General features: G+C 40.7%; 7 protein-coding genes and 3 pseudogenes. 3 read left to right on the forward strand and 7 right to left on the reverse strand.

Annotation, left to right across the window (positions count from 1 at the left end):
* Together ACYTXL_RS21865 and ACYTXL_RS21870 are read left to right on the forward strand one after the other, a co-directional pair.
* Positions 1-393 (forward strand): RNA-guided endonuclease InsQ/TnpB family protein (locus ACYTXL_RS21865; protein ID WP_461926562.1); only part of this gene is annotated, 393 nt, incomplete at its 5' end.
* A 472-nt stretch (positions 394-865) separates the two neighbouring features.
* Positions 866-2,053 (forward strand): RNA-guided endonuclease InsQ/TnpB family protein, encoded by a 1,188-nt coding sequence (locus ACYTXL_RS21870; RefSeq protein ID WP_461926563.1) that lies wholly within the window; start codon positions 866-868, stop codon positions 2,051-2,053.
* Positions 2,054-2,280: 227 nt separating this feature from the next.
* On the opposite strand, the gene ACYTXL_RS21875 is transcribed toward ACYTXL_RS21870, so the two are convergent.
* The 4 genes and pseudogenes from ACYTXL_RS21875 to miaB form a co-directional block, all read right to left on the reverse strand.
* A complete protein-coding gene (locus ACYTXL_RS21875) occupies positions 2,281-2,556 on the reverse strand; it encodes a ubiquitin-like small modifier protein 1 (RefSeq protein WP_292792418.1) in 276 nt (91 codons plus the stop codon).
* A gap of 68 nt (positions 2,557-2,624) precedes the next feature.
* Positions 2,625-3,929, reverse strand: a complete 1,305-nt coding sequence (thrC, locus tag ACYTXL_RS21880; protein WP_461926564.1) for a threonine synthase — start codon at positions 3,927-3,929, stop codon at positions 2,625-2,627.
* 579 nt (positions 3,930-4,508) lie between these two features.
* Positions 4,509-4,847 (reverse strand): annotated as a pseudogene (gene tnpA / locus ACYTXL_RS21885) (IS200/IS605 family transposase); the annotation flags it as partial.
* A 22-nt stretch (positions 4,848-4,869) separates the two neighbouring features.
* Complete coding sequence (gene miaB, locus ACYTXL_RS21890; RefSeq protein WP_461926565.1) at positions 4,870-6,234, reverse strand: tRNA (N6-isopentenyl adenosine(37)-C2)-methylthiotransferase MiaB; 1,365 nt, start codon at positions 6,232-6,234, stop codon at positions 4,870-4,872.
* A 206-nt stretch (positions 6,235-6,440) separates the two neighbouring features.
* Here miaB and ACYTXL_RS21895 point away from each other — a divergent pair.
* Positions 6,441-6,533: pseudogene (locus tag ACYTXL_RS21895) on the forward strand (helix-turn-helix domain-containing protein); the annotation flags it as partial.
* A gap of 79 nt (positions 6,534-6,612) precedes the next feature.
* Here ACYTXL_RS21895 and ACYTXL_RS21900 read toward each other — a convergent pair.
* The 3 genes and pseudogenes from ACYTXL_RS21900 to ACYTXL_RS21910 form a co-directional block, all read right to left on the reverse strand.
* Positions 6,613-8,070, reverse strand: coding sequence for a carotenoid oxygenase family protein (locus ACYTXL_RS21900; RefSeq protein ID WP_461926566.1), 1,458 nt, complete (start codon positions 8,068-8,070; stop codon positions 6,613-6,615).
* 352 nt (positions 8,071-8,422) lie between these two features.
* Complete coding sequence (locus tag ACYTXL_RS21905) at positions 8,423-10,516, reverse strand: NACHT domain-containing protein (RefSeq protein ID WP_461926567.1); 2,094 nt, start codon at positions 10,514-10,516, stop codon at positions 8,423-8,425.
* Between the two features lie 13 nt (positions 10,517-10,529).
* A pseudogene (locus tag ACYTXL_RS21910) lies at positions 10,530-11,216 on the reverse strand (RNA-guided endonuclease InsQ/TnpB family protein); the annotation flags it as partial.
* Positions 11,217-11,861: the final 645 nt, after the last annotated feature.

Below are 11,861 nucleotides of genomic sequence, written 5' to 3' on the forward strand. Positions count from 1 at the left end.
AATCTCCTGAGTAAGATATTGGCATCGGATCTAACAATAACTCCCTTCCCAGCCTACCGCAGTTTGTGGTTCAATTACCTGAAAATTGCTGTAACCCTGGCTAAGGCTAAGGTCGTCTTGGAAGATTTAAATATTTCCGGCTTGGTGAGAAACCATAAACTAGCCAAGAGCATAACGGACGCTTCTTGGTACAATTTTCGCCAGTGGCTCGAATACTTTGGAGAAAAGTATGTCCGGGAAATTATTGCAGTTCCTCCCCATTTTACCAGCCAGGAATGTAGTAATTGCGGTGCCAGAGTCCAGAAATCTTTAAGCACTCGGACACATTCTTGTTCACATTGCGGACATATTGAGCAACACGATGTAAATGCTGCCAAAGTAATTTTAACTTAATCAGCAGAAGTCTCACACTGAAATTGTACCCAATTCAGTGTTGTGATGAATGCGCGTGAGTAAGGAGTTGACCAACAAGCGGTATTGAACGTAGTTCAATTAGAAATGTTGGTCGATGACGAACGAACTTTTTCTGAATTGAGAGAATCTATCCAGTCTTCTACTAAAGATGTAATAGTCTTGTCCTTAGTCGCAGCATAAGTTTGTAGGAGGATCATTCTTCTTTCGCTGATTCTTAGGCTTAGTCTTTTATTTTTCATGCTGGGTGTTTATTGGCTATCCTTTATTGTAAATAAAAGGGTTTAAGACCCCTACGTATACACGTAGCGCGGAGTCGGAGGCACTCCGCCTCCGATCAGTTTCAGTCGGGGTTTAAATCCCCGTCTGAAAATGTCTTTAATTACGAATTACGAATTACGAATTACGAATTATTTAAGTTATCATAGCAATAGATCGAAACAAAAAAAATAAAATGAGAACATCCTACCAGTACCGATTAAAACCAACTAAAAAGCAAGCTGAAATTATTGACAATACCTTAGATATGTTACGTTGTCAGTACAATTATCAGCTTGCTCAAAGGTTTGATTGGTATGAGAATAATCGTTGTCCTATTGATAGGTGTTCTCTAATTGTTTGCCATATCCCTGAACTAAAAGATAAACCTAATCGTTTTAGCCAACAAGCAACGCTAACCCAACTAAAAAAAGACCGCCCTTGGTACAAAGACATTCATTCTCAGGTGTTGCAAGAAGTACCAAAAAAAGTTGAGATTGCTTTTGACCGTTGGCTAAAAGGAGATGCTAACGGCAAGCGTAGTGGCAAACCGAGATTTAAAAGCAAAGGTCGATATAAAACTTTCACCTATCCACAATTCAAAAAGGAGCATTTTCAAAAAGCTAAAATAACACTGTCAAAAATAGGCGCTGTCAAAGTAATCGTTCATCGTCAAATACCAGATGGCTTTGAGATTAAAACCGTATCTATTACCAAAAAAGCAGATGGCTACTATGTGACTTTGAGCTTAGAAGATAAAACTGTGCCGACCGTCAAGCCGGATTTTGACTCAGATAACATAGTCGGTATTGATGTTGGGTTAATCGATTTTTATGTTGCATCGGATAATAGCCGAATTGCTGCTCCTAAACTTTTACGTAAAGCCGAACGCACTCTTAAGTCAGCACAGCGTAGAGTTTATAGAAGAAAAAAGGGTTCTAATAGAAGAAAGAAAGCGATTAAAAAACTAGCTACACAACATAAAAAAGTAGCAGATACGAGAAAAGATTTTCATTTCAAGACTGCTAACAACTTACTCAAAAAGTATGATGTTATTGCAGTAGAAAAACTAAATATAAAAGGACTGGCTAAAACACGATTAGCTAAAAGTATAAACGATGCCGGATGGGGTCAATTTATTTCAATACTAACCGTCAAAGCCGAAAATGCTGGACTGAGAGTTATTGCTGTAAACCCAAATGGTACAAGTCAAGAATGTTCTATCTGTGGTACAAAAGTAACAAAAGTACTATCTGAAAGAGTCCATAACTGTCCTAATTGTAAGGTCAGTTTGTGCAGAGATTTGAACGCTTCTCTAAACATAAAGAATCGTGGGACGCACGATCTTAAAGCTCAGATTATGTCTTCATCGAAGAGTCTCTGAGAAGCCTACACCGACCTGTACTCAGGCGATGTAGGTACGTCACGTCGTGCAAGCGCTAGGGTTGGGCAGATCCAAAGTAACGCCAGTCGAGATGTTTCCTCTACTTCTATTGGTCGCATCGCCCTTGGCGTCTCCCCTTGGGAGAAGACCTGTAAAAGCAAGGAACGTCAGTGACGCTGGAATCCCCGCCATTTATGGCTGGGGAGTGTCAATTGCTATTCTCTGTATTAACCACCTGCGACAGCTGGGACAATACTTACTTCATCGCCATCTTTCAGGGTTGTATTAATACCATCTAAATGGCGGATATCTTCGCTATCGACGTAAAAATTTACAAATCGACGTAGTTTGCCTTCTTCATCGCACAACCGCGATTTAATACCAGGAAAGCTTTGCTCTAAGGAGTCCAACAATTCAGCAATGGTGCTACCGTTGGATTCTAGAGTAGCTTGATTATTAGTAAAACTCTGAAGAGTCGTAGGAACTAAAACTTTTACAGCCATAGAAATACAAAATTAGGAGTTAGGAGTCAGGAGTCAGGAGTTATGAATAAAAAACTCATAACTCATAACTAAACGAGGACTTGTTGCCATTCCAAGCGTTCGAGAGTACGCGATCGCTCTAGAGCACGTTCAAAACTATCTATTTTAGCATCAATTGTCAAAGGTTCGCCAACGTAGCCTTGTAAAGCTTCCTGTGTTTTCAGACCATTGCCGGTGATGTAAAGCACGGTAGTTTCATCTGGATCAATTTTGCCAGCTTCTACCAGTTTTTTCAGGACGGCAACGGTTGTACCACCAGCTGTTTCTGTGAAGATGCCTTCGGTTTCTGCCAGCAGTTTGATGCCGTCAATAATTTCTGCATCATTGACTGATTCAATATTACCGCCAGTCTTCTGGGCTAACTCTACAGCATAAATGCCGTCTGCTGGGTTGCCGATCGCAATAGATTTCGCAATTGTATTCGGTTTGACTGGTTTAATAAAGTCGCGTCCTTCTTTGAAGGCTTGGGCGATGGGCGAACAACCTTCTGCTTGAGCGCCGCTAAAACGGACTTTTTTACCTTCCACCAACCCGATTTCGACAAATTCGTTGAAACCTTTGTAAAGTTTTGTAAATAGTGAACCAGAACCAAGGGGAACAACGACGTGATCGGGTAATTCCCAACCTAGTTGTTCTGCAACTTCAAAGGCAAGTGTTTTAGAACCTTCAGAGTAGTAGGGACGGAGATTTATATTGACAAAACCCCAACCGTGTGTATTAGCAATTTCCGAACAGAGGCGATTTACTTGATCGTAGTTCCCCTGAACAGCCATGACGGTAGGGCTATAGATTAGGCTACCGAGAATTTTACCGGCTTCTAAATCTGCGGGAATAAATACACAGCAGTCTAAACCGGCATGAGCTGCGATCGCAGCTGTAGAATTTGCTAAGTTACCTGTGCTTGAACAAGAAACAGTGGTAAAACCCAATTCCCGCGCCCGAGTCAGAGCAACTGATACTGCCCGATCCTTAAAGCTCAGGGTGGGCATATTAACGGCATCATTTTTTATATAAAGCTTATTTAGACCCAGGCGGCGGGCAAGACGGTGGGAACGAACCAAGGGAGTCATACCCGTTCCCACATCTATAACATTGTCAGTTGCGACAGGCAAAAAGGGACGGTAGCGCCAAATTGAATTGGGACCGGCTTGAATTGTTTCACGACTGACAGTTAGCCGTAGGGCGCTGTAGTCATACTTAACTTCTAACGGCCCAAAGCATAACTCACAAACATTAGTGGCTTTGAGTTCATATTCTGCACCACATTCCTTACATTTCAAGGCTTGAAAGTAGGCAGTGCTGGCTTTGGTTTGGGTTGTGATTGCCTGAGTCATAAACTAGCTTTCCCTGTTTCTCTGTCGCTATTGCCTGAATAGTAACACGAGCAAAAATACCAGTCAAACATACCCGATAATTTTTATCGGGTATGTTTAGTATTAAAACTCATAATTATTGTAAAACTTTGATATCAGTAATTCTTTCCTTTAGTATTTACACGTATACATTCCAAAGTATAAAATAAGGCATTGATTTAATGTTTCAGTATTAAAACTGAGGGATAATATGATTAACAGTTTCGCGTAATTCTCCATCCCTCTATAGGGCAGGGCTGTTTCATTCGATAAGGTCATGATTTTGTCAAGAGTATGAGCGATAAATTTAGGGAAGTGGGAAAAAGAAAAATTACCAGTTCAACGGATAAATTTAAGTACAAATGCCATTTCCTTGTCTAATCAGATTTTCTAGTTACCTGATTTTTTTGCTTGAAACGCTTGTAAACCACCGCTTTTTAGGGGATGAAACAGCCCTGCTCTATAGGGTGGGGATGTAAGCGAGTCAAAAACGAAACGCCCTATCACGCTCATATTACCTTTGGTAAAACAGGTGATAGGGCAGTTGAGTTTTTGACAACATTAGCTTTTCGGATTTTCTTGAGATCGTATATACTCTTTTACTATTTCCAGTGGTGCGCCACCTGTTGAAATCACACAATATGCATCTGTCCAAAAGCTAGGATCTTCTTTTTTCCAATAAAACTGTTTTAGATAAGTTTCAAATTCTTTTCTAACTATACGGCTTGATGCAGATTTCAGAGAACTAATCAGTTGCGAAATGTTGTTGTCTGGATGAGCGTCTACCAATAAATGAACATGGTTTTCTTCTCCATTGAATTCTATCAAAATACATTTTCTTTTCTCACAAACACGACTAAAAACTTCTTGCAACTTAAGCATTATTGCAAGATTTATCACATTTTTAGTTCATAACATTTTCTTAGACAGACAAGGCTTGTTTGATTTCAACTGGTTCACCTGTCAAACTAAAAGGGCGAACTTCGGTAATTTTTACCTTTACTAACTGCCCTTGCAATTTTTTGATGTCGCCACTGAAGAATGTCAGACGATTACCCCCAGTGCGTCCCATCACCTGGGTTTGATCTTTTGGATTTTGGTCTTCTACTAAAACGGATTCAATGCGTCCAAAGTAACGTTGCGATCGCTCTGCTACTTTCAAGTTTACTAAATGATTGAGCCTTTGCAGGCGATCGCTTTTAATTTCTTCGCTCAGTTGATTGTCCCACAAAGCCGCAGGTGTCCCTGGACGCGGCGAATATGCTGCTGTATTCAACATATCAAAGCCAATATCTTCCACCAGTTTGAGAGTATTTTCAAACTGTGCTTCTGTCTCCCCAGGAAAACCGACAATCGCATCAGCACTAATTGAAGCATCTGGCATATACCGCCGAATGGTATCGATAATCCGGCGATATTTTTCATGGGTATAACCTCGCGACATCGCCTTTAAAAGTTCATTATCCCCAGATTGAAAGGGAATGTGGAAGTGTTCGCAGACTTTGGGCAACTCAGCACAAGCCTTAATTAATCTCTCTGTAAAATAACGAGGATGACTAGTAGCAAATCTTAATCTTTCAATCCCCGGCAGATCATGCACATAATAAAGTAAATCTGTGAAGTTGTGCAGATGCCGACCTTCTGGCGTTGTTCCTGGCAAATCTCTGCCGTAAGCGTCAATATTTTGACCGAGTAGAGTAACTTCTTTGTAACCTTGGCGTCCTAATTCTTCTATTTCAGCCCGGATAGCTGACGGTGTGCGAGATTGTTCGTCACCGCGCACGTTCGGAACGACGCAATAGGTGCAGCGTTCGTTACAGCCGTAAATTATATTTACCCAAGCTGTGACTTTACTATCTCGTCGCGGCTGGGTGATATCTTCAATAATATGAACCGAATCGGTTGCCACAACTTGGTTGCCGTCAAACACTGACTCTAGCAAATCTTTAAGACGGTTGGCGTGTTGTGGTCCCATTACTAAGTCTAATTCTGGGACTCGCCGCAATAGCGCTTCCCCTTCCTGCTGGGCAACACAACCAGCAACGATCAGGGTTAAATTAGGCTGCTCATGTTTACGCTTCGCCTGTCTGCCGAGGTAGGAATATACCTTTTGCTCGGCATTATCCCGAATTGTGCAGGTATTGTAGAGAATCACATCTGCATTATTCGGATCTTCGCACGACTCAAAGCCCATGTCTTCCAAAACGCCAGCCATGCGCTCTGAGTCAGCTTTATTCATCTGACAACCGAAGGTAGTAATGTGGTAATGGCGTTTAGAAGTGGTCATGTTGCTTAGTTAACCAGTTAGAGTGAGGTTATTCTTTAGCCTCAAAGTCAACTTTATCATAAATATCTGATAGAGGAATTTGAAATTGAATAGAGGATAGTGTTAAAATACTACTCTCTTCTTCATACTCTGAAAAAATCCATTTATCTCTACATCGTCTTTACATTTATGTTATACTATTTAGCGGTCGAAAACAAAGAAATAAAATGAAAACATCTTACCAATACAAAATTAAACCCAATAAAGAACAAGCTGAAAAAATTGATAACACATTAGATATGTTACGATATCAATATAATTAGCAGCTTGCATTGATTGATTAGATGCGATTAATTATGTCTGATCAATAGTTTTTTAACGCAGAGGAACGCTGAGGGGTTATTGGGCTGGGTTCCATGTGCCGTGGAAGCTGTGGGGTATGACGTTGGGTAATCCTAGTTTGCAAACTGGTTCTGCGTCTAGGCGAGCGCTATCAAATATCCAAATTTCGCTACTATGAGAATTACCATCGTAGACAACGGTTAGCACCCAACCTTGTTCAGGGTTTTGGGCGTCTTGGGCGGGGATGGGTTCGGAAGGATAGCGATTTTCTCCTAAGTCTGCTTCGGTGAGGGTTTCGGTTTTGTAGTCGAAGCGGGCGATCGCATTTACTAGTTCTTGGCTAATATCTGTTCCTAAGCGGAATGTTGACATATATGTGTACCCAGAAGCTTGCCCCACGTTTTGCTGTGGTACATTCGGAAATTCACAATGTCGGTTTAATAGTTGCTGAATTGACGTAACTTTGCCAGTTTGGGGATGCAGATGAACTCGCGTTAGTGTACTTTGAGCTGGGGTGTGAGTCTCACCTGTCGCTACTTCCTTGAGATATTGGTTAGTTTGAAAATCTTCATAACGAGCAATATCCACAATCACTGAACCGCTAGCATCTACATAACCGTTAGCAAAATGCCATTGATACCAAGGTTCGGTTTCTCCACGACTTACCACAGATAGGGAAACCCTGTCAATAACTAAAATCTGAGTTCCTAATCTAGGTTGCCACTTGAGCGAATTACTATAGTTGTTTGTCCCTATTAGCGCGGGTAAAACATTCAACCGCACTGGCGGAATGAAAAATACAATATATTGTCCTGCTAAAACAAAATCATGTACCAATGGTACACCATCTAGCTGGTATGCGGCTTGTTGGATAATTTTGCCAGTCGGATCACTTTTGTAAATATTAAGCGTCGCATTTAGTCCAGGGCTGATGCCAAAGTTAAAAATCTCCCCTGTTTGCTTGTCACGTTTACAATGTGCAGAATAGCTTAATCCTTTAGTTAACCCCTCTAAATCATCTTCGCCCCAAGTTTCTAAAGTTTGTAAATCGAGGGCGTAGGGTTTACCACCTTCCCACAACGCCAAAAGTTTATCTGGAAGTGCTAAGACAGAAGTGTTGGCAACATTTTTGATGGGCTTTTGCCATTGATTCCAAATTAGTCCTGGTGCAGTCATGCCATAATTGCCATAGAGTAGTTTACCTGCTGCGGCTTCTTCTTGATAGCCAGAGGTTTGCACGTAGCGATAAACCCCGGTTGCGATACCTTCGGTAAAATTTACAGCCAGAATCGCCCCATCTCCATCAAACCAGTGTCCCATGTGAATGGCACCGCGTTCTAGCCGTGCCGGACCATTGCGGTAAAGTGTACCACGCAAACCATCTGGGATTTTGCCAGAAAGAATTGGTAGTTGCGTAAGAGGAAATTCTTTTGCCGATTCAGCGTTAGCGAAGCTCACCGAAAGTATCGCACCTGCCCAGCCTTTTTTTATTGACTTTTTTTGAATGGTATGCATCTTAAATTAGTATTCGATAATATGTGAGTGAAGATGAAAAACAACAACTTGTGCATTCCTAGCTACAAGACTTTCGGTAATCACAACAGCTTCAGGGTTTGTTACAACAGTTGCAACCTTTCTAACTACATCTGGAGCATTCATAACAAAAGTTGAAGTTGTCGTAACAACAGCTTCTATTTTACTTATAATAACTGGAGTTATAGTAACTACAACTAGAGCATTGATAACAAAAGTTGAAGTTTTAGCATACCCAATCTTGTGGGGTGGGCATCTTGCCCGCCTTTGGCTTAGGGCGGGCGAGACGCCCACCCCACAAGAAGTAGTTGAGTATTTTTTTATTTGTCAGTCCCTAACCACTTGGAACCAACAACATTCGCGCCTCAATCGCTTCCCAGGTTTCGGGCGACACCCGCACTGCTGCTTGTTTACACTGAATAATAAGATGATTAGCGTAGAGATAATCGCCGAGTGCTTTCACTTCTTCCTCAGATAAGTTGACCATTTCTTGTGTGAGATTAAAAGCAATAAATAAAGTTTTTTGGAGGTGTTCAGCAAATACCAGATGCGGTTTTTGTAGTTGTTGATCATCAGTAACTTTAGCTCTGAGTGCTTCTAGTTGAGCAATCAGCACAGTAAAGTTGATGTTATTAAAGATTTTTAATTTTCCAAGTTCACGAGAGTAATTGATCGCTTTGGTGATGTCGTTGGCGTTGACATTGGCGATGTCGTTGGCGTAGGCGATCGCGTAGGCATAGGCATAAGCTCTGGCGTTGGTATAGGCTCTGGCATAGACGTAGGCTCTGGTATAGACGTAGGCGTTAGCGTAGGCGTAGGCGATGGCGTTAGCATAGGCGTAGGCGATGGCGTTAGTATTAGCAATGGCGTTGGCGTTGGCGATGGCGTTAGCGATGGCGATCGCAGCTGCACGTTTACTCACAGGCTGATAATTACCTTCAGATCCAACTGTTACCTGTTCTGCCCAGTTTAATAACGCTTCCAACTTCGGTGTATTAATGTATTTTTGTACTTCGGTTTCCATCAACAACAGTAGCTCATCTCCACCACCCCGCATTAACCCAGCTACCAGTAAAAACACTTCTTTCCAACGTCTATCTATAAGATGTTCAGTAACTAATTTCTCAACTTGACGATAGTCATCAATATATTGTGCTGTTAAATATTCTTGTAGTGTCACATGAGAAAACCAGTAGATTTCCCTTGCTCCTTCTACTAAAATTCCCTGCTGAATAGTTATAATATCGACAATTGCCTCGACGTCTAAATCTTTGGGTGCATTGTCGTTATTGTGCAGAAACTCTTTTATTTGACTCACAAGTTCTTGGTGAGATAAGAATAGGCGTTGTGATTTAAAGGTGTGATATGCAATCTCAGTTAGGATAATTTTCTCTAAATCGATGTCAAGCTGACGAGAAAGGGGAGAGGTTTGAAGGGATTTTTCCGCCGCCCATTTTTTGAGCAATATATCCAGAGCATCACTGTAAACCGTAGCTCGGTTTTTAGGTAAGTCTTGAGATTCCGCATACACCAAACAGAGAAAACTTAACCATACCGGAGTTTTAGCTAACTCTTTAGTTGATTCTTGGGTTTTAATTAACCCCCAGCAATTATCAGCAGTTCCGGCTTTTCTATCTACCTCTGAAGAATACCAATTTTGAATAAACAGCTGAATTTGAGCATCATCAAAATCTGCGATTGCAATTTCCATCAAATTCCTGAACTGCGATTTATAAGCAGCAGTCCGGCAAGATATAATAAACCTATTTTCTTTGTATTGCTCAAGAAAAATTTGAATTTCCCTAACTAATAAATCCCTGTTTACGCTTGGTACTTCATCCAAACCATCTAGCAAAATTAATAACTTACCTTGTTGTAAGGCTTTGGTAGTAAATTCTGTTTCAAAGGGCAACTGACACAACTGCATTTCTTGCTTGATAGCTTCTTCAAGATTAATTTCTCTATCAGTCAATAGTTTTAATTCAATGAAAACCGGAATACATTCATGTTGTAATTCACCAGATTTTCCCTTGAGTGCTTCTAATCCGATCTTCCGCAAAAATGTAGACTTGCCTGCACCTGCTGCCCCAAGTACCATCAGATATTGCTGCTGATTTACAACTTTAATCCCTTCTTGCTGATTAACATCTTCAGGCTGAAATCCGCGTTTTCCAGCTTCGCAAAAAAGATTATCTAAAGCTTCAATTGATTCCAATCGCCAAATATCACTTAGCTGTAAATATTGTACAGCTATGTAGATTGAATCCAAATCTACAGGCTGTTGCATTCCCAATATTTGTAACTTGTTATGGCGCTTATGGTAGTTAATAATATATTGCTCAGATGCTTGATAAATTAATTTTGTGGTTTTCTCATCTAAAGGAGGGTCAAGTGTGTTTATATAAATCTCAGCAAAATGTTTAATCACTGCATTTGGTGCAACTTCCGGCACTGCAATGTTTACGTGCTAATTTCTTTTGCTTGCGCTTGAGATTTTTTTCATGTTTTGCAAGATGCTTAGGATTATCGTAAAAAGATACTTTTTCCCCGTCGGTAACAACTGCAAAATGTTTCAGTCCTAAGTCAATCCCGTAAATCTTCCCGAATGTAATAACAGGATTTTCACCCTCTACCTCAGTCAAGATAGATGCAAGATATTTACCTGAAGGCGTTTTACTCACAGTAACAGTTTTGATTTTCCCCTCAATCGTCCTGTGTATTTTGGCTTTGACTATCCCTATATTGCCAGGGAACTTGACATCGCCATCCACAATCAATACGTTTTGAGGATACTGAACAGACTGTTTACCATGTTTAGATTTGAATTTAGGAAATCCAGCACGTTTATCAAAAAAGTTTTTGTACGCCGTGGTTAGATTAAGTGTTGTAGCCTGTAAAACTTGACTATAACAATCAGCTAACCAAATCGTATCAACAGATTTTTTGAGCGCTGGGAGAAGTGTGTTGAGCGATGCACGTGTAAGTCCTTTGCCTGTTTCCTTATAAGTCTCGATAGATTTATTTAGGGCATAATTCCACCACCAACGAGCGCAACCAAAAGCTTGAGCCAATTGCATTTGCTGTTCTTGTGACGGATATAAACGGACTTGTACTACCTGTCGCAACACTTAACATCACCTCCTTGATAATATCTATCCTAGCATGATATATAATTTGTGGTAAGCTGCTAAAAGAAAATAATTGTTGATTCGTCATACATCTAATATTTGTCTTTGCTGTGCAAAAAAATTAATATTAGATGCAATCCTCATCAACCACCTTATATCTCGCCACTGATTTGGAGTACCAAATTCAGTGGGAGACTTACGGCGTAATAGTTAAACTTTTACCTTCATGTCCCAAATGTTTATAACTTGTGAGCAATGCCTCAATTAAACCTTATCTAAGTTGAAAACCGTAGTTTTTGCCCTCACCCTAAATCCCTCTCCCATATCTGGGAGAGGGACTTTGAAATTCTGGCTCCCTTTCTCCCAGATTTGGGAGAAGGGGTTGAGGGCAAATCCTTTTCATCACCAAAGAACTACAGGTTTCAAGATAGACGCGATTTAAATCCAATGCTGGAATTTGCTTACTATACCTCCTACTTTATACCAATTAGGATAGTATAAGGTAGGAGGTAAAACGATGCTTGTTTTTGAGTTCAAAGCTTATGGGAAATCAGCGCAACTAGTTGCAATAGATGATGCAATTCGGACTTCAAAGTTCGTAAACAACGAGATCCCCGACTTCTTAGAGAAGTCGGGGATCTGATT

It is taken from the genome of Nostoc sp. (assembly GCF_054880495.1).